The 23,560-nt window shown below is 72.4% G+C and carries 11 protein-coding genes; all 11 read left to right on the top strand.

Annotation, left to right across the window (positions count from 1 at the left end):
* Positions 1–35: 35 nt before the first annotated feature.
* The 11 genes from AB0435_RS19920 (at position 36) to AB0435_RS19870 (ending at position 23,463) form a co-directional block, all read left to right on the top strand.
* Positions 36–1,793 carry a non-ribosomal peptide synthetase gene (locus AB0435_RS19920; protein ID WP_366427559.1) on the top strand — a complete coding sequence of 586 codons (1,758 nt, stop codon included), beginning with the start codon at positions 36–38 and terminating at the stop codon, positions 1,791–1,793.
* Positions 1,794–1,796: 3 nt separating this feature from the next.
* A complete protein-coding gene (locus tag AB0435_RS19915) occupies positions 1,797–3,218 on the top strand; it encodes an AMP-binding protein (RefSeq protein ID WP_366427558.1) in 1,422 nt (473 codons plus the stop codon).
* Complete coding sequence (locus tag AB0435_RS19910; RefSeq protein ID WP_366427557.1) at positions 3,215–4,183, top strand: alpha/beta fold hydrolase; 969 nt, start codon at positions 3,215–3,217, stop codon at positions 4,181–4,183. The genes AB0435_RS19915 and AB0435_RS19910 overlap by 4 nt, the downstream gene beginning before the upstream one ends.
* A gap of 38 nt (positions 4,184–4,221) precedes the next feature.
* Entirely contained in the window at positions 4,222–5,385 is a 1,164-nt protein-coding gene (locus AB0435_RS19905; protein ID WP_366427556.1) for an acyl-CoA dehydrogenase family protein, read from the top strand.
* Positions 5,386–5,467: 82 nt separating this feature from the next.
* On the top strand, positions 5,468–8,686 hold the full coding sequence (locus AB0435_RS19900; RefSeq protein ID WP_366427555.1) for an amino acid adenylation domain-containing protein: 3,219 nt from the start codon (positions 5,468–5,470) through the stop codon (positions 8,684–8,686).
* The gene (locus AB0435_RS19895; protein ID WP_366427554.1) at positions 8,679–13,265 is read left to right on the top strand and encodes an SDR family oxidoreductase; all 4,587 of its coding nucleotides are present in this window, start codon (positions 8,679–8,681) and stop codon (positions 13,263–13,265) included. Before AB0435_RS19900 ends, AB0435_RS19895 begins: the two co-directional genes overlap by 8 nt.
* Before the next feature lie 85 nt (positions 13,266–13,350).
* Positions 13,351–14,202, top strand: coding sequence for a 3-hydroxyacyl-CoA dehydrogenase NAD-binding domain-containing protein (locus AB0435_RS19890; RefSeq protein WP_366427553.1), 852 nt, complete (start codon positions 13,351–13,353; stop codon positions 14,200–14,202).
* A gap of 29 nt (positions 14,203–14,231) precedes the next feature.
* The gene (locus tag AB0435_RS19885) at positions 14,232–14,483 is read left to right on the top strand and encodes a phosphopantetheine-binding protein (RefSeq protein WP_353776196.1); all 252 of its coding nucleotides are present in this window, start codon (positions 14,232–14,234) and stop codon (positions 14,481–14,483) included.
* A gap of 100 nt (positions 14,484–14,583) precedes the next feature.
* The gene (locus AB0435_RS19880) at positions 14,584–15,789 is read left to right on the top strand and encodes a hypothetical protein (protein ID WP_366427552.1); all 1,206 of its coding nucleotides are present in this window, start codon (positions 14,584–14,586) and stop codon (positions 15,787–15,789) included.
* Between the two features lies 1 nt (position 15,790).
* Complete coding sequence (locus tag AB0435_RS19875; RefSeq protein WP_366427551.1) at positions 15,791–18,937, top strand: condensation domain-containing protein; 3,147 nt, start codon at positions 15,791–15,793, stop codon at positions 18,935–18,937.
* A 5-nt stretch (positions 18,938–18,942) separates the two neighbouring features.
* On the top strand, positions 18,943–23,463 hold the full coding sequence (locus AB0435_RS19870; RefSeq protein ID WP_366427550.1) for an amino acid adenylation domain-containing protein: 4,521 nt from the start codon (positions 18,943–18,945) through the stop codon (positions 23,461–23,463).
* Positions 23,464–23,560 lie beyond the last annotated feature (97 nt).

The raw sequence follows: 23,560 nt of genomic DNA, 5'->3' as shown, positions 1-23,560 counted from the left end.
CGAACGCCCCCGCAAGCCGTCGAACAGGAGAGACTGTGATCGCGAAATCCGCCCCGGCCACCGTGCCGCAGTGGCTGCAGCAGAGAGCGGAGCTCGCTCCCGACCACCTGGCCGTCATGGTCGCCGGCCCGCGTGCCGTGACAGCGCGGCTGACGTACCGGCAGCTGTGGGAGGCCGCCGGGGAGGTGGCCGGGCGGCTGTCCGCCCTGCCGGGCTTCCGCGCCGGGGTCCTGGTCGCGACCCGGTTCCCCCGCGGGGCGGGCGGTCTGGTCGCTCAGCTCGGTGCCTGGCGGGCGGGAGCGGCCTACCTGCCCCTGGACCCGGCCCTGCCCGAGGCACGCCGCAGGGCGATCCTCGGTGACGCCCGTCCCTTCGCCGTCCTGTCACCCGGCGGGACCGCACCCGCGGGTGTCGCGGTGGAACCGTCGGTCACCGGCCCGCAGGAGCCGGAGGCGCTCGATCCGGACGCGGCGTACGTGATCTACACCTCGGGCTCGACCGGGACGCCCAAGGGGATCGAGGTCGGCCACGCGAGCCTCGCGAACCTGACCACATGGCACCGGGAGACCTACGGGACGGGACCGGAGCACCGCGTCGGCGCCTTCGCGGGCCTGGGCTTCGACGCCACCGTGTGGGAGTCGTGGTCGGCGCTCGCGAGCGGGGCGACGCTGCTGCTCCCCGAAGAGGTCGCGACCGCCGACATCCAGCAGGTGTCCGAGTTCCTGGACCACTGGGCCGTCGACCAGTGCTTCCTCAGCACCCCGCTCGCGGAGCAACTGCTCCAACTGCCGGAGCCGCCCCGCTCGCTGAGGGTCCTGACCACCGGCGGCGACACGCTGCGCGTCCACCCCCGACCGGACTTCCCGGCGGCGGTCTTCAACCACTACGGCCCGACCGAGGCGACCGTGGTGACGACGGCCAGCGGCGATCTCCGCCGGCCCGCGCGGCACGGGGCGCCGGTGATCGGGCGTCCCATTCGCGGGGCCGAGGTGCTCCTCGTATCCGACGACGGCAGCACCGTCGAGGAACCGTCCGTGACGGGCGAACTGCTCATCGGCGGAGAGGTCCTGGCCAGCGGCTACCTGCGCGACGAGCCGATGACGCGGAAGCTGTTCTCCCACCGCCCGGACGGAAGCCGCTGGTACTCCTCCGGCGACCTCTGCCGCTGGACGCCGGACGGCGAACTGGAGTTCGTGGGACGTCGTGACCTGCAGGTCAGCATCCGCGGCCATCGCGTCGAGCCGGCCGAGGTCGAACAGGCCGTCCTCGGCGTCCCGGGTATCGGCATGGCCGCGGTCATCGCGCGGGAGACCGACGACGGAAGCGAGCTGGTCGGCTGCTACTGCGGGACGGCCGAGGCGGAGACCGTCCGTGACGAGCTGGCGCGGTCCCTGCCCGGCTACATGGTCCCCGTCGAACTGCGCAGGCTCGACGGCATCCCCCTCAACGCCAACGGGAAGATCGACCGCGGCCGTCTCCTGGAGCTGGTGGGGTCCGGTGCGCCGTCGGCCCCTGGGCCCGGGACCGCGGACCGGACGGCCGCGGAGGCCGGGGCCGGCGCGAGCACGGCGGACCGGGTCGCCGGGATCTGGTCCGAGGTGCTCGGCCGTACTCCCGCGGCCGATGACGACTTCTTCCTGATCGGCGGCCACTCCCTCAAGGCCGCACGGGTACTGGCCATGACCCGCAAGGAGTTCGGGATCCCCCTGGCGCTCGAGGTGATGTTCACCCGGTCGGTCTTCTCGGACTTCGTCGAGTGCGTCGCCGAGCAGCTCCGGATCAAGGAGGGCTGAGCGATGACCACGGTATGGGATCTGGTGAGCGAGCAGGCCCGGCGCACTCCCGACGCGCAGGCCGCCGTCGGCGAGCGCGTGCACACCTACCGGGACCTCGTGCGGAGCGTCGACGTCCTCGCCGCCGCCCTCCGCGAGACGGTGCCGGCGGGGTCCTGGCTGGCGGTGGAGACTGCCAGCCCGGTGAGCGGGGCGGTGGCCCTGCTCACGGGCGCCCGAGTCGGCTGCGCGCTCGTCCCCCTGAACCTCGACAGCCCGGCGGCCCACCGCGCGTTCGTGCTGGAGGACGCCCGTCCCGTCGCGGTGCTCCGGTCGGCGGAGGAAGGCGTGTTCACGGTCGAGCACCTCGACCGCGAGGGCGCGGAGGACCCGGGCGACCGCGTCCCGGGCGATGCGGCTTATGTGATGTACACGTCGGGTTCGAGCGGGCGCCCCAAGGGCGTCGTCGTCCCTCCTTCCGCGCTGGCCTCGTGTCTCCGGGCACTCGCGGAGGTCCCGGGCCTGCGGGCGGGCGAGACCATGCTGGCGATGACGGCCCTGTCCTTCGACATCTCGCTGGCCGAGATGCTGGTGCCACTGATCGTCGGAGCCAGGTTCGTCGTCGTACCGGGCGAGGTGCGGGCCGACCCCGAGCTCTTCGACGCGTTCATCCGCCTCCACCGGCCCGATGTGGTCCAGGCGACGCCGAGCTTCTGGCGGCGGCTCCTGGCGGGCGGCGGGAGCGTCGCCGCCCACCGCTTCCGCGTCTGGTGCGGCGGTGAGCCGCTCACCGCGCCCCTCGCCGAGTCGCTGCTCGGCCGGAGCACGGAGCTCTGGAACCTCTACGGGCCGACCGAAGCGACCATCTGGGCCACCGCCGCGCGGATCGAGAGCCCCGACGCGCTCTCCCTGGGACAGCCCTTGAGGGGTATGAGCTGGTACCTGGATCAGGGCGAGATCGTCCTCTACGGTGATCACCTGGCGACCGGCTACCACGGCCGGGCCGATCTCACCGCCGCGTGCTTCTCCGTCCGGGACACACCCGAGGGACCCCGGCACACCTACCGCACCGGGGACCGCGCCCGCCCGGCTCCGGACGGCTCGTTCCAGTACCTGGGGCGGGCCGACGGACAGATCAAGCTGCGCGGCCACCGCATCGAACTCGGCGAGGTGGAATCCGTACTGGAGGAGCACGCGGAGATCACGGAAGCCGTGGCCCTCGTGCGCGATCCCGACCGGGCCGAGCGCGCCCTGATCGCCGCCTACGTGGTGTCCGCCAGCGACCTGACGGCCCCTGAGGTGAGCGCGTGGACACGTACCCGGCTCCCCGCCGCCTACTGCCCCGGCCAGGTCCACGTGGTGCGGTCGCTCCCGAGGAACGCCTCGGGGAAGGTCGACCGGAACGCCCTGGCCCGCCCCGACTTCCTGGAAAGCCGCACGACATGAAGACTGATGTGAGCGAGCGCCGCGCCGCGGTCCTCAGAGCCTGGCGTGCCACGCTCGAAGCCGAACCCGCCTCCGACGACGAGAACTTCTTCGAAGCCGGGGGGAATTCGATCCTGGTGGTGGAACTCCAGCGCCGGCTCTCCGCGGAGCTCGGCCACCGTGTGTCGCTGAGGCAGCTGCACGACCATCCCACCGTCGCCGGTCTCGTCGGCCTCGACATCCCGTCCGCGGCCGAGACCCCCACCGTGTCCGCTCTGCAGGCCCTGACGCTCTACTGCCTGCCCTACGCCGGGGCATCGGCGCGGATCTACGAACCCTGGCGCACCAGGCTGCCCGGCACGGTGGAAGTGGTACCGCTGGAGCTCCCCGGTCGGGGCTCCCGGTGGTCCCAGCGCCCGCAGTCACGGCTGCCCGCCCTCCTGGAGGACCTCGCCGGTGCGATGGACCAGGCGCGTCGAGCCCCTTACGCCGTGTTCGGCCACAGTTTCGGCGGGATCCTGGCCTACGAGCTCGTGCGGCACGTCACGGGCCGGGGGTACCCGCCGCCCGTTCGCCTGCTCGTCTCGGCATGCCCCGCACCGCATCTCGCGACCCCGCGGGAGAGCACGCACGACCTCTCGGACGAGGAGTTCACCGAGCGGCTGCGGAAGCTGCGCGGGACGCCGGAGGAACTCCTGGAGAACGAGGAGCTCATGGAGCTCTACCTTCCGACGATCCGGGCGGACTACACGATCCTGGACGCCTACCGAGCGCCCCGCACCGCCCCTCTCGGCTGCCCCGTCACGGCGTTCTGCGGCGCCGAGGACCACGAGGCCGGGAGGGAGCAGATGGCCCACTGGGCCGCTTACGGCGACGGAACGGTCGACATCGAGGAAGTCACGGGGGACCACTTCTTTCTCCGGGACTCCGAGGACGAGTTCCTGGAGAAGCTCGCCCCGCACCTCCGCCCCGCCCGCCACCGGTGACGCACGAGGGCTCCGGTCTCAAGTACGAGGACATTCAGATGATCAGTCAGCTCACGCCGGAACAGAGCGAGAAGTGGGCCTCCTTCCGCGAGTTCGCCGACACCACGCTCGCACCCGGGGCCGCGGCCGCGGACTCCCAGCAGGCCATGCCGCGGACCCTCGTCAAGAGCCTCGGCCGGGAGGGCTGGATATCCTCGCTCCTCCCCGAGGAGTGGGGAGGCTCCTCGCTGGACCTGCTCAGCTACGGCCTGATGGCCGAGGAGATGGGCCGGACCTGCCAGAACGTGCGCAACTTCGTGGCGTGTGCCGACATGGTGGCGCACTCCCTCTGGAAGTGGGGCACCCCCACGCAGCGCGAGAAGTGGCTCGGGCCCATCGCGGCAGGCGAGGCCGTCGCCTCCTTCGCGCTCACCGAACCGAACGTCGGAAGCGATGCCAAGGGCGTTGAGACGGTGGTGACGGCGGACGGGGACGGCTATATCGTCCGCGGCCGCAAGAAGTGGATCAGCTTCGCCGAGATTGCCGACGTCTACCTGTTGTTCGCGCAGTACGAGGGGCGGCACACCGCGTTCCTCGTGGAGCGTGGCGCCCCCGGCCTGACCGTCGAGCCGATCTGCGGTCTGCTCGGCCTGCGGGGCTCCGCGCTGGCCGAGGTCGTCTTCGACGACTGCCGTCTGCCGGCGGGATCGATGGTCGGACACCCCGGTTCCGGGCTCGCGTTCGTGGCCTCCGCCGCCCTGGACATCGGCCGGTACAGCACGGCATGGGGCTGTGTCGGCCTCGCCCAGGCGTGCCTCGACGCGGCCACCCGCCACGCGCAGGACCGTATCCAGTACGACATGCCGATCATCGACCACCAGCTCGTACAGCGCATGCTCGCTGACATGGTGGCCGGCTCCCGGGCGGCGCGGCTGCTGTGCTGGGAGGCCGGGGCCGCCAAGCAGCAGGGCGCCTTCGACGCCGTGAACCAGACCCTCTTGGCCAAGTACTTCGCCTCGACCACCGCCAACCGCGTCGCGGCCGACGCCGTCCAGATCCTCGGAGCCCAGGGCATCGGGCCGGAAGCACCCGTCGGGCGGCTGTTCCGGGACGCCAAGGTCATGGAGATCATCGAGGGGACGAGCCAGCTCCACCAGTCGATGCTCGGCCGCTGGAGCGCTCAGATCCAGCACCCGGCCGCCGGGGGTGCGCGCACCTCCTGAGCCGTGCCAGCCCCGACCTCCGGGGTGCACGGCCCTCACCCGAAGCCAGCGCGTCCACCTCACGATCCACAAGGCAGTCCTGATGATGTCCCATCCTGATTCCCGGACCGGGCCCACCGGCCCCGGGCCCGAATTCCCACGGACGCCCGGCGAGCCGACCGGGCCCGCTGCGCCGCCCGCACCCCTCACCCCGGCTCAGCAGCAGACCTGGCTGCTCGGCATGCTCGCACCGGGCCGTCCCGCCACCCACGTGTCCGCCGGTCTCGGGCTGGCCGGAGACACGGACCGGCCGGCGCTCCTGAAGGCACTGCGCGGGGCCGCCACCGTCCATCTGTCACCCGGCGCGCGTTTCACCGTGTCCGGCGGGACGCCTGTGCGTCTCTCGGCGGACCCGCTGGAACTGCCGGTCCAGTACTCCGACGTGAGCGGCCTCGACGAGGACGAACGGAGCCGCCGGACACATGAGGCGTTGGCCGAAGCGGTCCGCGCGCCCTTCGACCCGGAGAACGGCCCGCTTTCCCGCGCCCTGCTCCTGCGGACCGGATCCGGCGAACACCGCCTCCTCCTCGTGGCGCACCGGTTGGTCGCGGACCAGTCCCTCCTCCAGCGGGTCCTGCGGGACACAGCGGCCACCTACGGGGCCCCGACCGGCAAGGGGGCCGCGCCGGAGGCAGGGGGCCGCCCGGCGGACCAGTTCCCGGCCCCGGCTTCCGCCGAACCGGCGGACCGTCCGGCCGGGCTACCGCCGGCCCCCGAGCTCCCCCTGGACCGGCCCCGCCCCGCACAGCGCTCCCTCGACGCGGGCCGCGTGGCGTTCGGCATCCCCGGGGATACCGCCGCCGCGCTGCGCACGCTCGTCGCGCGGCAGGGTGCGGAGCTGCGCCACGTCCTGCTCGCCGGGTACCTCGTCCTCCTGCACCGCTACAGCGGCCAGACCACGCTCGCCGTGGCCGTCCCCGTGGCCGGCGCCGCGGGCACGGCCTCCGAGACCACGGTCGCCGTCCGGTCCGAGGTCCTCCCGGACCTGGGCCTGGCCGAGCTGGTGGCCCGGGTACGGGCCGACGAGGCGAGTGCCCGGACGACCCCGGCGCCTGCCGCGGAACTGCTCGCCAGGCCCGGATTCTCCTACCGGGCGGCGCCCCGTATCGGTGAACTACCCGGCATTCGGACCTGGTTCCCTGAGACCCCCGTCACGCACGTGCTCGGCGATCTCGCCCTGGACCTCGTCGAGGGGGAGGACGGGGTGACGGGGCGCCTGCTGTTCGCGGAGGACGTCTTCGACCCCGCCACCGCACGGCGGGCGGTACGGCACTACCTGACGCTGCTGGACGCCGCCGCCGAGGAGCCCGGTCGTGCCGTCTCCGCGCTCCGCCTCCTGACCGAGGAGGAGGAACGCACGATCGCCGAGCTGAACGGCGTCCGGTCCGAGATCCCGGACCTGACGTTCCACCAGCTCTTCGAGAGGCAGGCGGCCAGGGCCCCCGACGCGGTCGCGGTCCGGTCGCAGGACGGCACCCTCACCTACCGGGAACTGAACACCCTGGCGAACCAGCAGGCCGACCTGCTGCGGCAGCTGGGCGTCGGCCCGGAGACCACCGTCGGTATCTGCATGGAGCGTGGCCGGCGGATGGTCGTGGCCCTGCTGGGTGTGCTCAAGGCCGGGGGAGCCTACGTACCCCTGGACCCGCGGGACCCCGCGGAGCGCCGGGACATGATCCTCGGCGACGCCCGGGCCGGCGTCGTGGTCTGCACGGATCCCGCGGCGGCCGAGGGGTACCGGACGGTCGTACTGGACGCGGAACGCACCGTGCTGAACGGCCGTCCGGCACACGACGGCGTCACACCGGCCTCGGCCCCGGAGCACGCCGCCTACCTCCTCTACACCTCGGGCTCCACCGGCAAGCCCAAGGGGGTGGTCGTGGAGAACCGTCAACTGGTCGCCTACACACAGGCGGTCATCGAGCGCCTGGGCATCGACGAGCCCCTGAGCTGGGCGATGGTCCAGCCCCTCACCGTGGATTCCAGCGTCACTGCCCTGATGCCGCCGCTGTCCACGGGCGGCGAGGTCCATCTACTCTCCCGCGAGCATGCCCTGGACGCGGCCCGGATGGCCGACTGGATGCGGACCCACGCGGTGGACTGCCTGAAGATCGCCCCCTCGCACCTGCGGGCGCTGCAGGCATCGGCCCGCTTCGCGGACCTCCTCCCGCGCCGCCTGCTCGTGATCGGGGGCGAGGCGTCGGACTGGCAGTGGATGACCGCGCTCCAGCGCTCCCTGCCGCACTGCCGGGTGTTCAACCACTACGGCCCGACCGAGACGACCGTGGGCGTCCTCACCCTGGCCGTCGCCGAGCACCTGGACGCGCGGTGGGACACCGCGCCGATCGGCGTCCCCCTTCCGAACTCCCAGGCGCACGTGGTCGACGCGGAAGGCCGTCCCGTGCCCTTCGGCGTGGTCGGCGAGCTGATCCTCGGCGGTACGAACCTGGCCCGCGGCTACCACGGCAGGGACGAGCTGACCTCCGCGGCCTTCGTACCGGACTCCCTCGGCGGCCCCGAAGGGGCGCGGCTCTACCGCACCGGCGACATCGTGCGCCGCCTGGCCGACGGCTCCCTCGCCTTTCTGGGACGGCGCGACGACCAGATCAAGATACGCGGCTTCCGCGTGACCCTCGGGGAGATCGAGGCCGCGCTCACCAGCCACGAGGCCGTACGCGGAGCCGTGGTGGTCGTCCGGGAGGACACCCCGGGGGACCGGCGCGTCGTCGCGTACGCGGAGCTGTCCCCGCCCGGGGCGGTCTCCCCCCAGGAGCTCGAAAGGCACGTACGAGAACGGGTGTCGCCGCACATGGTCCCGCAGGCGACCGTGGTGCTGGACGCCCTGCCGCTGACCCCGCACGGCAAGGTCGACCGGTCCGCGCTGCCCGTCCCGGCGGCCGCCGGAGGGGCCGGCGCGGCCGGACTCCCCCCCCAGGGCGAGGTTGAGCGCCAGGTCGCGCAGGCATGGCGGGAGGTGCTGCGGACCGAGGCAGTGGGTACCGACCAGAACTTCTTCGACGTCGGGGGCCACTCCCTGCTCCTGGTCGAGCTCCAGCACCGCCTCCAGGCTGTCGCGGGCCGCGACATCGAGCTCCTCGACCTGTTCCGGCACACCTCCGTCCGGACGCAGGCGGCCTTCCTCTCCGCAGGAGGGGAGACCCCCGCGCCCGACACACCCCCCAGAGCCAGGGGAGCCCAGCAGAACGCGCTCATGAAGCGCCGTCAGCAGCAGTTGCGAGCAAAGCGAGGCCGTCATGAGTGAGCAGCTTCCGGATGAGCCCGGCCCGTTCGAGGACGGTCTAGACATCGCCATCGTGGGTATGGCGGGCCGGTTCCCCAAGGCGCGGACGATCGAGGAGTTCTGGAGCAACCTGAAAGCCGGCCACTGCGCAGCCACCCGGTTCGACGAGCGGCATCTCGCCGAACTCGGCGCGGACGTCGAAGCGCTGTCCGACCCGGACTTCGTCCCCGTCGGCTACCTGCTCGAGGACAGCGACAAGTTCGACGCGGCGTTCTTCGGCTACTCGCCCCGCGAGGCCGAACTGATGGACCCCCAGCACCGCGTCCTCCTGGAGTGCGCCTGGTCGGCCCTGGAGAGCGCGGGGTACGACCCCGACCGCTACGAGGGCCTGACCGGCGTCTACGCCGGCGCGGGGAACAACACGTACCTTCTCTTCAATATCGCCTCCCACCCGGACGCGGTCGAGGTCATGGGCGGGAACCAGCTGGTCATCGGGAACCGCTCGGACTTCCTCAGCAGCAGGGTCTCCTACAAGCTGGACCTGCGCGGCCCCAGCATCAACGTGCAGTCGGCTTGTTCCACATCCCTGGTCGCCGTCGTCCAGGCCTGCCAGGCCCTGCTCGCCTACCAGTGCGACACCGCCCTCGCCGGAGGCGTGGCCGTCGACGTCATGCGGCGCGACGGATACGTCTACCGCGAGGACGGGATCTACTCGCCGGACGGATACTGCCGCACCTTCGACGCCCGGGCCCAGGGCACCGTCGGAGGCGACGGCGTCGGCATGGTGGTACTCAAGCGCCTGCAGGACGCGGTCGACGAGAACGACCACATCCACGCGGTGATCAGGGGCAGCGCCGTCAACAACGACGGCGCCGCGCGAGCGGGATTCAGCGCCCCGAGCGCCGCCTCCCAGGCCGACGTCATCGCCACGGCGCTCGCCAACGCCGACGTGGACCCGGAGAGCATCCGCTACGTCGAGGCGCACGGGACCGCCACCCTCCTCGGCGACCCGATCGAGGTGTCGGCACTCAACTCGGCGTACACCGGCGTCCCGCGAGCACGGACCGCCCTCGGCTCCGTCAAGACCAACATCGGACACCTCGACTCCGCCGCCGGAGTGGCCGGGCTGATCAAGACCGCCCTGGTCGTGGAACGGGGCGAGATCCCGCCGACCCTGCACTTCGAGCGGCCCAACCCGCGGCTCGGCCTGGAATCCGGGCCCTTCTACGTCAACACCGAGCTCCTGCCCTGGCCCCAGGACAACGGGCCGCGCCGCGCCGCGGTCAGCTCGTTCGGCCTCGGCGGCACCAACGCCCATCTGATCGTCGAGCAGCCCCCCGAGATCCCCCGGAACAACCGGCCCGTCCCGGACACGGAACAGCTGCTGGTCCTTTCGGCCAAGTCGCCCGAGGCCCTCGACACGGCCACCGGTGAGCTCCTCGACCATCTGCGCGCCCACCCCGGCGTACCGCTGGAGGACGTCGCCTTCACCCTCCAGCAGGGCCGCAGGGAGTTCCCGTACCGGCGGGCACTGCTGTGCGGGAGCGTCGACGACGCACGGGACATCCTCGGCGCGCCGGACGACGGCAGGCTCCTCACCGCGTCCGCCCCGCAGTCCTCCAGCAGGCCCGTCGCCTTCGTCTTCACCGGGTTCGGTGCCCAGTACCCCGGCATGGGCGCCGGGCTCTACGAGCAGGAGGAGGTGTTCCGGGAGGCGCTGGACGAGTGCGCGGAGCTCCTGCTGCCCCTGCTCGGCCTGGACATCCGCCCCGTCATGCTCACCGCGGACACCGACTCCGGGAGCGGCGGGCGCGGCGGCGCGGGAGGCATGGACCTGCGGAGCATGCTGCTCCAGCCGCAGCGCGCCGAGCACCCCCTCGACAGCCCCCGCCTCGGCTACGCCGCGGTCTTCGCCCTCGAGTACTCCCTGGCCAGGCTCTGGCGCTCCTGGGGCATCGAGCCGGAGGCCATGATCGGGCACAGCCTCGGCGAGTACGTGGCCGCCTGCCTGGCCGGCGTCTTCTCACTGCCGGACGCGCTGCGCCTGGTGGTGGAGCGCGCGAGGCTCATCGAGGGCCAGGGCGAGGGCGCGATGCTCGCCGTACCGCTCTCGGAGGCCGAGGCCGAGGCCGACCGCTGGACGAGCGAGGACGTCTGCCTGGCTGCCGTGAACGGACCGCAGACCTGCGTGCTCTCCGGAACCGTCGAAGGGATCGAGGCGGCCGGCCGCGCCCTCCTGGCGGAGGGCATCGCCTCCCGGCGCCTCACCACCGGCTTCGCCTTCCACTCGCCGATGATGGACCCGGTGGTCGCGCCGTACACGGAGCTGGTGCGGACCGTCCGGCTGAACCCGCCGGCCACGCCCTTCGTCTCCAACATCTCCGGCACGTGGATCACCCCGGAGGAGGCCACCAGCCCGGAGTACTGGGCCGAGCACATGCGGCGGCCGGTACGGTTCGCGGACGGCATCGGCACCCTGTGGACCGTTCCCGAGGTCATCGTGGTGGAGGTCGGACCCGGCCAGAGCATGGTGCCCGGGATCGTGCAGCACCCGGCGGCCGCCGCGGTCGCCGACCGGGTCGTGGTGCACTCGCTGCCCGGGGTCTTCGACCGGCAGAGCGACCGCGCCACCATGCTCCGCGCCGCGGCCAGGCTGTGGCTGGCGGGGCGTACGCAGCCGTTCCCGCCCGTGCGGGGCGCGCGACGCACCCCGCTGCCCACCTACCCGTTCGAGCGGCGCCGCTACTGGGTGGAGCGCGGCACGGCAGCGCCCCACGTCCCCGCCGAAGCCCGCCGCCACACGGATCCGGCACAGTGGTTCTACGCCCCGTCCTGGCAGCAGACGGCACCGTTGCCCCCGGCCGACGCGGCCGGGCTGGCCGCGCACAGCTGGCTCGTCTTCGCGGACGAGACAGGAGTCGGCGGCGAACTGGCGGACCGGCTCGAGGGTCTCGGCGCGACGGTGCGCACCGTACGGGCCGGCAGTGAATGGAGCCGTAAGGGCGAGGGCGTCTACGTGCTCGACCCCGGCAGCCCGGAGCACTACACCCGGCTGGCCGAGGCCCTGCGGGAGGAGGGTTCGCCGCCGGACCGGGTGCTCCACTGCTGGAGCGTGGGGAACGACGCGGACCACGGCACCGGCCCGCAGGACGTACGGGCCCTCCTCGACCGGGGGTTCCACTCGCTGCTGCACTGGGCCCAGGCCACCGAGTCCGGGCTGAGCGTGCCGCAGCGGTGGGACGTTGTCTCCAGCGAGGTCTGCTCCGTGACCGGGGACGAGGCGCTCTGCCCGCCGAAGGCCGCCGTCCAGGGCATCGTCCGGGTCCTCCCGCAGGAGTACCCGTCGCTCACCTGCGTCCATCTCGACCTCGCGGGCGGGCAGACCGCCCCGGCGGCCGTGGACGCGATCCTGCCGGCGCTCTCCCTCCCCGCCGGCGAGCGGACGCTCGCGCTGCGCGGACGGCGCTGGTGGGCCCCCACCTTCGTGGCGGCGGAGCAGCCGCGCCGCGACTCCGCCCCGGTCCGGGCGGACGGGGTCTACCTGATCACGGGGGGACTGGGGAAGATCGGCATGCTGATGGCCCGGGCCCTCGCCGAGCGGGAACGGGTACGCCTGGTCCTCCTCGGGCGTACCGGGCTGCCGCCGCGGGAGACCTGGGACGCGCCGGATCACCCCGAGGCCACCCGGGACCTGATCCGCGGCGTCCGCGCGCTCGAGGAGCTGGGCTCCGAGGTGATGGTGTGCGCCGCCGACGTCTCCGATCCCGTCCGCATGCGTGAGGTGAAGGAGGCGGTGGTCCAGGCGTACGGCCGGGTCGACGGGCTGCTGCACTGCGCCGGCACGACCGGCGCCGAGGCCCACCGTGTGGTGGCCGACCTCGGCGAACGCGAGAGCGCCTGGCACTTCGACCCGAAGCTGTACGGCACGTACGTCCTCGACGAGGTACTGGCGGACCAGGAACTGGACTTCGCCCTCCTCTGCTCCTCGATCGCCTCCCTCCTCGGCGGCCTCGGGTTCGCCGCGTACGCGGCCGCCAACGCCGTGCTCGACGCCTTCGCGCAGCGCCACCACGGCGCCGGCCAGCCGTGGTCCAGCGTCAACTGGGAGGCATGGCGGTTCACCGCCGCCCCGAGGGACGAGGCCGGCATCGGTTCGGCTGTCCAGGCCCTGGCCCTGGACCCCGACGAGGGACGCCGGGTGACGGACGCCCTGCTGGCCGCGGTCCCGCAGGCGCAGGTCGTGGTCTCCACCTCCGATCCGGTCCGGCGTCGTGAACAGTGGGTCGCGCCCGCCGCGGAGGCCGCCATGCCGCGGCAGCAGCACGAGCGGCCCAACCTCCGCAATCCCTACGTGGCGCCCGACAGCGAGACGGAACGGCAGGTCGCCGTGATCTGGCAGGAGCTGCTGGGGGTCCAGAGCGTTGGTGTCCACGACAACTTCTTTGAGCTCGGCGGCAGTTCCCTCCTCGGCCTGCAGGTCGTGCACCGGCTGCGCCAGGAACTCTCCCTGCCCGTTCCGCTGACGGTCGTCTACGAAGGCCCCACCGTCCGCGCCCTGGGCGGGCTCGTCGACGACCTCCGCGCGGCCGACGGCCGGTGACGCGGCACAACGGCCCGGTGCTCCTCCGCCGGGCCGCCCCTCGACATCCCCTCCATTCTCTTCCGAACAACCGAAGGCGGCAGGCGTGAGCGTGAGCAAGATAGGTGTCATCGGCGCCGGGACGATCGGCCGCGGTGTCGCGCAGTCCCTGGCCCAGTCCTCTTTCGAGGTGGTCCTGGTCGACATCGCGGAGAGCCAGCTCGTGAGTGCCAGGAACCAGATGGAACGGGACCTGCGCATGCAGAGCCTCTTCCGCGCGGAGAAGCTCGCCGACGACGCGGAGACCATTCTGGGCCGTATCGCCACCAGCACGGGACTTGAGGCTCTGGCGGACGTCGATTTCGTCGTCGAGAACGTCACCGAGAACTGGGACGTCAAGCGTGAGGTCTACGAGACGATAGACAAGATCTGCCGTCCTGGCGTGGTCTTCGCGGTCAACACCTCGGCCGTTCCGATCACCCGCGTGGCATCGGTCACCGAGCGGCCCGCCGAAGTGCTGGGACTGCACTTCATGAATCCCGTGCCGCTCATGGACACGGTCGAGGTCGTCCGCGGCTACTTCACGTCGGACGAGACGCTCGCCGTCGCCATGGGGCTCCTCGACGCCGCGGGCAAGGAGGGCATCGTCGTACAGGACGCCCCGGGATTCGTGACCAACAGGGTCCTGATGCTCACCATCAACGAAGCCGTCTTCTGCGTGCAGGACCAGGTCGCCACCGCCGAGGACGTCGACAGGATGTTCAAGGGCTGCTTCGGCCACAAGATGGGCCCCCTGGAAACGGGTGACCTGATCGGCCTGGACACCATTCTGAACTCGCTCACGGTCATGTACGAGAGCTTCAAGGACTCCAAGTACCGGCCCGCCCCCCTGCTGCAGAAGATGGTCGACGCCAAGCTGCTCGGGCGGAAGACGTCCCAGGGCTTCTACACCTACTGAAATCCCCTTTCACCCCTCAGGAGAACGATATGACGCACAACGACGTGAACGCCCGTATCCGCGCATTCCTCGCCCCGCACCTGGGTGGTCAGGAAGTCGCCGACGGGGACGACATCTTCGCCCTGGGATACGTCAATTCCCTCTTCGCCATGCAGCTCGTCCTTTTCATCGAGAAGGAGTTCTCCCTCCAGCTCGGCGCCGAGGACATGGAGTTCGACAACTTCCGCACCGTTGCGGGCCTCGTCCGCCTCGTGAACGCGAACACCGCCGCGGCGGTCTGACCGCAGGGCCCCGGGGACCCGCTCCCCGGGGCCGGGCAGGGGTGCCCGCGACCACCCCACGGAACGTCCCTCCCCACCATCCGGCCAGGAGTGAACCACCATGACCCCCTTCAGTACCCATGTCGACCTGCACACTCCGGTGCCGGAGCACCTCGCGCCCGAGATCGAGCGGCGCATGTTCTTCGTGTCCCGCGACATCGACGCGTTCGAGCTCGTCGTCGGCGACGGCGAGGTGCGCGCAGTGGTGATCCGGTCGGCGGAGCCCGTCGACCCCGCCGTCCTGGCCGGCAAGGTCAACCGCGTGGTCGACAGCGACGTGCGCCCGCAGCGGCCGACACCCGCCAAATCCGTGTGGCGGTCCCCCCACCGGCGCGAGGTGCGGGAGGGGACCTTCACCCTCCTGGCCGACGCCGGAGCCGTCAGCGAGGCCGGCCAAGGCCAGGTGGCGGTGGGCGAACCGTTCCTCTCCCTGCTGGAGTACTTCGACCGGACGGTCAAGAAGCTCCTCCGCCAGGACTTCCAGGTGAGCGAGTACCGCTATCCGACCCTCATCAGCACGCGGGCGCTGGAGACGGCCGGATACTTCGGGTCGTTCCCCCAGCACCTCATGTTCGTGACCCGGCTGCACAACGACATCGACGTGTACCAGGAGTTCCAGGAGAAGTACGCCGGAGCGGGGATCGACTCCGGCGTACTCGAGTCCTGCGGGAACGTGGACTACTGCCTGCCGCCCACCATGTGCTACCACACCTTCCACCAGTACAGCGGGCGGGAGCTGAGCGCGGACCGGCTCCATGTGGTCACCGCCCGCGGCAAGTCGTTCCGGTACGAGTCCGACTACGCCACCACGCTCGAACGCCTCTGGGACTTCACCATCCGGGAAATCGTCTTCATGGGCGCCCGTGACGAGGTGCTCTCGGCCCGCGAGACCTTCATGCGGAACGTGTTCGCGCTCGTCGAGGAACTCGGACTGTCCGGGTTCTGCGAGGTGGGCAACGATCCCTTCTTCTGCGGCACCGACACCTCCCAGCGCATCTGGTCGCAGCGGCTGCTCGAGCTCAAGTACGAACTCCGCCTCGACGTCGGGCCCGACCGGACCGTGGCCGTCGGGTCCTTCAACTTCCACGACGACCTGTTCGGCCGGAACTTCGGCATCCAGCACGGCACCGACGGCCCGGTCAGGAGCGCCTGCGTGGGATTCGGCCTGGAGCGCCTGGTGTACGCGTTCCTGTGCCAGTACGGCGTGGACCCCGGGGGCTGGCCCACGGCGGTCCGCACCGGCGTCGAAGGGCTGAGCGGGATCTGACATGGACGACAGCACGAGCACGGACTTCCCCCTCTCCCGGGCACAGCTCGGCATCTGGTTCGCCGACCAGGACGAGGTCCACGGGGGCCGTTACCGGATAGCGGAGTACTTCGACATCGCGGGGCCGGTCGACGCCGCGGCCTTCCGCCGCGCCTGGATCCGGGCGTGGGAGGAGACGGAGGCGCTGCGCGTGGCGGTCACGGACACCCCCGCGGGTCCGCGCCAGTCGGTCCTGCCCGGGCCGTCGCCCGACCTCCGCTTCCTGGACCTCGCCACCGCGGGGGACCCCGAAGCCGCGGCGCTCGACCGGATGCGGGACGACCTGGCCCGGCCGCTCGACGTGACCCGCGATCCGGTCGTCACGGTGTGCCTGTTCCGGCTCTCCCCCCGGCGCTTCCTCTGGTACCAGCGCACCCACCACCTGACCGTGGACGGATTCGGGGCGGCGCTCTTCGCCGAGCGCGTCGCCGCCCTCTACGCGCAGGAGACGGGCGGCCCACGGGCGGCCGCCTCCTCCTTCGGCTCGCTGGCCGGCCTGCTGGCGGAGGAGGAGGCGTACCGGGCTTCGGCGGCGTTCGACGCGGACCGGGACTTCTGGACACGCAAGCTCGCCGACCGGCCAAAGCCCGTGTCGCTCTCCGACCGCTCCTGGCAGCCGGCGGCGCCGGTGCTGCGCCGTACGGCACGGATCCCCGCGGACCAGGCCGGCCGGCTTCGCTCCGGCCTCGGCCGGTCCCTGGCACCGACGGCGGTGGCGGCGGTCGCCGCGCAGCTGCACCTCGTGACGGGCGCCGAGGACGTCCTCGTCTCGCTGCCCGTCACGGCCCGGCGAGGAGACCTCGCGCGGCGCACTCCCGGCATGCTGTCCAACACCGTGCCCCTCCGGCTGGCCGTGCACGGCGGCATGTCCTTCGCCGACCTGACCCGCCACGCGGCGCTGGTGATCAAGGAGGCATTGCCGCACCAGCGCTACCGTGCCGAGGACCTGCACCGCGACCTGGGCTTCACGCGCGGCGAGCGCGGGGTCGTCGGCCCGATGGTGAACGTCATGACGTTCCCCCACACCTTCACCATGGGAGGCCACACCGCCGTCGCCCACAACCTCTCCAACGGGCCGGTGGGTGACCTCGCCCTCGCGGTGGGCGGGCGCCAGGACGGCGCGGGTCTGAGTCTGGACACGGACGCGAGTTCGGCACGGTACACGGAGGAGGAGCTCGCCCATCACGAGCGGACCCTGCTCGGCCTCTTCCGTGCCGCGGCCGACGACCCGCACACCGCCATCGGCTCCGTCGCCGTGGCCCCGGCCCCACGGGTGGCCGGGGCAGGTGCCCCGGATCCGGGCGGAGCACAGGCAGGGCCGGCGGCCCGGACGGCCCCGGAGCCGGCCACCGTCGCCGACCAGGCCGAGGCGGGCGGGAGTGAGGCCGCCGAGGAAGCGATGGTCCAGCTGTTCCGGAGCGTCCTCGGTGTCGCCGAGGCGGCCCCGGACGACGCGTTCTTCGACCTCGGCGGCGACAGCATCACCGCGATCCAGCTCGTCTCCCGCGCGCGAGAGAACGGGTGGGCCATCAGCCTCAAGCAGGTCTTCGCCCGCGAGACACCGAGCGAGCTCGCGAAGGTCGCCGTTCCCGCGGCCCAGGAGCAGACGCCGGCACCGGGGACCGCCCCGCACGACGCCGTCGCGGGGCCCGTCCCGGCGAGTCCGGTCCTGAGATGGCTGGAGGAGCTGGGCGGCCCGGTGGACGCGTACCACCAGTCCCTGCTCATCCGTACTCCCGCCGGACTTACGCGGGAGACCCTGGGGACCCTGCTGACCGCCCTGACCGACCACCACGACGTCCTGCGTGCCCGGCTGGTGGACGAGCACGGATGGCGACTGCACATCGCCCCGGCCGGCAGCACCGCCGCGGAAGGGCTCGTCGAACACGTCGCCGTGGAGGCCCTCTCGGACGAGGAGACCGTCGCACTCGCCGCCACCCACGTCCGGAAGACCGCCGAGCGGCTCGACCCATGGGCCGGCGCCCTGCTCCGGGCCTGTTTCTTCGACGGCGGCCCCGACCGGCGGGGCATGCTGCTGCTCGTCGTCCACCACCTCGCCGTGGACGGCGCCTCCTGGTACACGCTGCTGCGCGACCTGGCGCTCGCCTGGGAGGCCCACGGAGCGGGCCGTCCCATCGAACTGCCTCCGGTCGCGACCTCGGTCACGCGGTGGAACCGGCTCCTGGAGGACGCGGCCCACGACGCCGGGAGGCTGGCGGAACTGCCCCACTGGCGCTCCGTGCTGACGCCGGACGCCCCGTCGCTCGGGGACCGCCCCCTGGACCCGGCCCTGGACACGGCCGCGACCAGCACACGCGGGCACCTGGTCCTCGACCCGGCCCGCAGCGCCCCCCTGCTGTCCTCGGTGCCCGCCGCCGTGCACGGCACGGTCCCCGATGTGCTGCTCACCGCGCTGGCCCTGGCGATTTCCGCGTGGCGCGCGGAACGCGGGCTCCCCGCCTCCCACGACGTCCTGCTCGACCTGGAGGGCCACGGCCGGGCGGACGGCTCCCACGAGGCCGATCTGTCCCGTACCGTCGGCTGGTTCACGAGCATGCACCCCGTACGGCTGAACCCCGCGGACCCCGGCGGCACGCTCCCTCAGGACGCCACCCAGGCACTCGCCCGGGTCAAGGAGCAACTGCGCGCCGCCCCGGGGGACGGGCTGGGCTTCGGCCTGCTGCGCCACCTCAACCCGGACACCCGACGGGAACTGCGCGGCCTGGCCAAGCCGGAGATCCTCTTCAACTACTTGGGACGGCTGCCCGGCCGCGAGGACGCCGACTGGAGCCCGGTGCCCGCCGCCGATGTCCTCAGGGACGGGCGCGACCCCCGCGCCCGGGCCGGCCACGGACTCACGATCGACGTCCTGGTCCGCGAGGCCGGCGACGGACCCCGGCTGGTGGCCGGTTTCAGCGCCCCGGCCGGATGGCTCGGTGACGCGGACCTGGACCGGCTGCGCACGCTCTGGGACGAGGCCCTGGGCGCCCTCGCGGCCGCCGCCGCGGGCCGCGAGGTCAGCCGGCACACCCCCTCCGACCTTTATCTCACCGGGCTCGGCCAGGACGAGGTCGATGACCTGGAAGCCGAACTGGAACGGTGGGCCTAGAACCTATGCGTACGTCCCGACTGGAAGACGTCTACCCCCTCACCCCGCTGCAGTCGGGGCTGTACTTCCACGCCCGGCTCGCCGGGGCGGCGTCCGACCTCTACACCGCGCAGCTGACCCTCGACCTGACGGGCCCTCTGGATCCCGAACGCCTCGCCCGGTCCTGTACGACCGTCGTACGGCGGCACGCCGCGCTCCGCGCCGGATTCAGGACCCGTGCCGGCGGCGACCCCCTGCAGTTCGTCGTCCGTGACGCCGTGCCCCCGTGGTCCACCTCCGATCTGCGCGGCGCGGACCCGGAGCACAGGGCCGCCCGACGGGAGCGGCTCATCGCCGAGGACCGCCGCCGCCCCTTCGACTTCGAACGTCCCCCGCTCGTGCGTTTCAGGCTGATCCGGATCGGCGACGAGCGGTGGACCCTGGTGATGACCAACCACCACCTGGTGCTCGACGGATGGTCGTTCCCGGTCCTGGTGCGGGAGATCTTCCACGTCTACACCGAGGGCGGAGAGGCCGCCGGCCTTCCCGGGCCTGCCCCGTTCCGTTCCTACCTGGAGTGGCTGGCGGACCAGGATCGCGCCGAGGCGGTGGCGGCCTGGCGGGAGTCCTTCGAGGGCTTCGACCAGCCGGCCATGGTGGCGTCCTCCACCGCTGCGGTGCCCCCGAGGCACCAGGAGCCGCCCCGCACGGTGGTCTCCGTGCTGCCGGAGGCCGGGACGCGGGCCCTGGGCGCTCTCGCCCGCGGCCAGGTCACCCTGAACACCGTGGTGCAGGGAGCGTGGGGCCTGCTGCTCGGCTGGATGACCGGCAGCGAGGACGTGGTCCTGGGCACCGTCGTGTCTGGCCGGCCTCCGGAGCTGCCCGGGGTCGAGTCCATGGTCGGACTGCTCACCAACACCGTTCCGGTACGGGTGCGGCTCGACGCCGACGAGTCCGTGCCCTCCTACCTGGGCCGGCTGCGGGACGAGCAGGCCCGCCTGCTGCCCCACCACCACCTGGGACTTCAGGACCTGCACGGGCTCACCGGGCTGCCCGCCCTCTTCGACACGGTGACCGCCTTCGAGAACTATCCGGTCGACGCCGCCACGGGCGACGAGCTGGCCCCGGGCCTCACGCTGACCGGCGCGGACATCGCGGACGCGACCCACTACGCCCTCACCCTCACCGTCGTGCCCGGCACCGAGCTGGAGATACGCCTCGGCTACCAGCCCCACCTCATGACGGCCGAGGAGGCGCGGTCCTGGCTCGACCGGCTCGTCGGACTGCTGGGGATGATGGCCGCGGGGGACGGGAGCACCCTCCGGGACATGGTCCCCCTGCTCCCGGGTGAGGAGGAGGAACTCCTGGAGCGCTGGCACGGACCGGTGCGGGACATCCCGGAGGGAACCCTGGCCGGCGGGTTCGAGGCGCAGGCGGAGCGCACCCCCGACGCCGACGCTGTCGTCTTCGCGGGATCCGCCGTCCCGTACCGCGAACTGAACGGCAGGGCGAACCGGCTGGCGAGGCTGCTCCTCGGCCGTGGAGCGGGCCCGGGACGGCGGGTCGCCCTCATGCTGCCCCGCTCCACCGACATGGTGGTGGCCCTGCTCGCGGCTCTCAAGTCAGGTGCCGCCTACGTTCCGGTGGACCCGCAGCTTCCGGCGGAGCGGGTCCGGTTCATGCTGGACGACGCGAAGCCCGACGTCGTGCTCACCACGGAGGAACTGCTGTCCGTCGTCGGTGCGGACGTGCCGACCGTCGTCGCGGGGCCGGGCGACGACGGCTTCCGCGCCCTGACGGAGGGCCTGTCCGCCGGCAACCTAACGCGGGGGGAACGCCCTGCCGAGCCGACGGCCGCCGACCCGGCATGGATCGTCTACACCTCGGGGTCCACCGGCCGCCCCAAGGGCGTCGTGGCCGGCCACCGCTCCGTCCTCAACCGCATCGCCTGGTACGCCGCCGAGTTCCCGTACCAGCCGGGCGAGACGGTGATCGCCAAGACGACCCTCAGCTTCGTCGACGGCTCCGTCGAACTGCTGGGAGCCCTGCTGAACGGAGCCCGGATCGCTCTCGCCGACAGCGGGACCGCCCGCAGCGCGATCGCCCTCGCCGTGATGATCGAGGGCACGGGACCGTGCCGGATCACGGTCGTCCCGAGCCTGCTGGGAGCGCTGCTGGAGGAAGCCGGCCGGCGTGACCTGACGTCCTGCGGGCTCTGGGTGTCCAGCGGTGAGGCCCTCACCCCCGAACTCGTACGGCAGTTCCGCTCCCTCCTGCCGGGCGCGCGGCTGGTCAACTTCTACGGCTCGTCCGAGGCCGGGGCGGACAGCCTCTACGCCGAGGTGGACGGCCCCGAGGTCCTCCTCGGCCGCCCCGTGTGGAACACCAGGACCTATGTGCTCGACACGTGGCAGCGCCCCGTTCCCGTGGGCGTGGTCGGTGAACTGCATCTCGCGGGCGCCTGCCTCGCCGACGAGTACCTCAACCAGAGCGGACTGACGGCGGAGCGCTTCCCGGCATGCCCCTTCGGGGACCCGTCCGACGGGCGGATGTACCGCACGGGTGACCTGGTCAGCCGCCGCTCCGACGGCAGTCTCGTGTTCCACGGGCGCGTCGACGGACAGGTCAAGATACGGGGCTTCCGGATCGAGCCGGGCGAGATCGAGGCGGTCCTCGCGGCCCACCCGGACGTGCAGGCGGCGGTGGTCGTCGACCGCCCCGACGCCGAGGGCCGGCCCCGCCTCATCGCGTACGCCGTCCCCGCGGACCCCGGCCGGCCGCACGACGGGACGCGGCTGCGCGGACACCTGGTCGGACAGCTCCCCGAGTACATGGTCCCCGCGCTGATCCTGCCGCTCTCCGAGGTGCCGCTGACCGGCAGCGGCAAGACCGACCGCAAGGCACTGCCCGCCCCCGACTTCCAGGCGGCCTCGTCCGGCCGCGCGGCACGGACGGAGCGGGAAGAGCTCCTGTGCGGGCTGTTCGCCGAGGTACTGGGTCTCGACCGGGTGACGATCGACGACTCCTTCTTCCACCTGGGCGGACACTCGCTGCTGGCCACGCGGCTCATCGGCCGGATCCGGCGGGAGCTGGGCGTGGAAGTCGCCCTGCGCACCCTCTACGAGGCCCCGACGGTCGCCCATCTCGCCGGGACGCTGGACGAGCGGCCCGCGGCCGCCCGTCCGGCGCTGGAACCGATGGAGCGGCCGGAGGAGTTGCCGCTGGCGCCGGTGCAACGCCGCCTGTGGTTCCAGAACAGGCTGGAGGGCGCGAACGGCAACTACACCATGCCCATGGCGCTCCGGCTGACCGGGCCGCTCCACCGCGCCGCCCTGCACCGGGCCGTCAACGACGTCGTCGCCCGGCACGAGAGCCTGCGCACCGCCTTCCCCGACTGGGACGGCGTCCCGCAGCAGGTCGTCCTCGAACCGGAAGAGGCGCCGGTCGAGCTGCCGCTCGTGGTGACCACCGAGGAGGACCTGCCGGGCCTGCTCGCCGCCGGGGCCCGCCACCCGTTCGACCTCACGGAGGAAACACCGGTACAGGCCCGCCTGTTCGTGCTCGGGGAGCAGGAGCACGTCCTCCTGCTGGTGGTGCACCACATCGCGTGCGACGGCTGGTCGCTCACCCCACTGGCCAGGGACATCGCCCGAGCGTACGCCGCGTCGGCCGCGGGCATCCGGCCGGCGTGGAGCGACCTCGCCGTGCAGTACGCGGACTACACCCTGTGGGCCCACCGGCTGCTCGGTGGTGCCGACCTGCCGGAGTCGGAGCTCAACCGCCAGACCGCTTTCTGGACCGCGGAACTCGCCGGACTGCCAGACCGGCTGGAGATCCCCGCCGCGGCCGAACGCCCGCGGACCCCCTCGTATCGGGCCGGGCATCTCGACGCTCGGATCCCGGTGTCCGTGCAGCACCCGCTGCACGCGCTGGCGGCCGGGAGCGGAGTCAGCCTGTTCATGGTGTGCCAGGCGGCACTGGCCGCCCTGCTCACGGAACAGGGGGCGGGCACGGACGTGGCGATCGGGACACCGGTCGCCGGACGCACCGACGACGCCCTCGACGACCTCGTGGGCTTCTTCGTGAACACCCTGGTACTGAGGACCAGGACGGACGGAAACCCTACGTTCCGAGAGCTGCTGTCGAGGGTCCGCACCACCGGTCTCGCGGCGTACGCGCACCAGGAGGTGCCCTTCGACCACATCGTCCAGGCGGTCAACCCCGACCGGGAGGCGGGCCGCCATCCGCTGTTCCAGGTCATGCTCGCCTTCCAGAACAACACCCTGCCCGACCTGTCGCTGCCCGGCCTCGACGTGCGGACCGAGCCGCTGCCGGACCAGCTGGCGCGGTTCGACCTGCGGTTCGAGCTGACGGAGCACTGGACGGCCGACGGCACGCCCGACGGCATCGGAATCCGCCTTACCTACGCGGCCGACCTCTTCACCGCCGAGGCGGCGCGGGAACTCCTGCACGGCTACACGGCCCTGCTGGAGCGGGTGGCCGGGGACCCCGAGTCCGTCGTGGGCGCCGCGACGGTCGGCGGCTGACCACGGCGGACACCCGACAGCACGGAAAGGCCCGTTCGGCCGAGCTGACCGCTCGGCCGAACGGGCCTGGTGCGTACGGGTTCCGGGCAGGGGCCGC

Origin of the sequence: Streptomyces sp. NPDC051173, from assembly GCF_040689515.1 — a bacterium.
GTDB lineage: Bacteria > Actinomycetota > Actinomycetes > Streptomycetales > Streptomycetaceae > Streptomyces.
The sequence above is the reverse complement of the archived record's forward strand: the minus strand, read 5'-3'. Positions and strand labels throughout refer to the sequence as shown.

Excerpts from the sequence above, each read along its gene's own strand:
- AB0435_RS19915 (WP_366427558.1), top strand. The coding sequence starts at position 1,797 with ATGACCACGGTATGGGATCTGGTGAGCGAGCAGGCCCGGCGCACTCCC.
- AB0435_RS19910 (WP_366427557.1), top strand. The coding sequence starts at position 3,215 with ATGAAGACTGATGTGAGCGAGCGCCGCGCCGCGGTCCTCAGAGCCTGG.
- AB0435_RS19905 (WP_366427556.1), top strand. The coding sequence starts at position 4,222 with ATGATCAGTCAGCTCACGCCGGAACAGAGCGAGAAGTGGGCCTCCTTC.
- AB0435_RS19900 (WP_366427555.1), top strand. The coding sequence starts at position 5,468 with ATGATGTCCCATCCTGATTCCCGGACCGGGCCCACCGGCCCCGGGCCC.
- AB0435_RS19895 (WP_366427554.1), top strand. The coding sequence starts at position 8,679 with ATGAGTGAGCAGCTTCCGGATGAGCCCGGCCCGTTCGAGGACGGTCTA.
- AB0435_RS19885 (WP_353776196.1), top strand. The coding sequence starts at position 14,232 with ATGACGCACAACGACGTGAACGCCCGTATCCGCGCATTCCTCGCCCCG.
- AB0435_RS19880 (WP_366427552.1), top strand. The coding sequence starts at position 14,584 with ATGACCCCCTTCAGTACCCATGTCGACCTGCACACTCCGGTGCCGGAG.
- AB0435_RS19875 (WP_366427551.1), top strand. The coding sequence starts at position 15,791 with ATGGACGACAGCACGAGCACGGACTTCCCCCTCTCCCGGGCACAGCTC.
- AB0435_RS19870 (WP_366427550.1), top strand. The coding sequence starts at position 18,943 with ATGCGTACGTCCCGACTGGAAGACGTCTACCCCCTCACCCCGCTGCAG.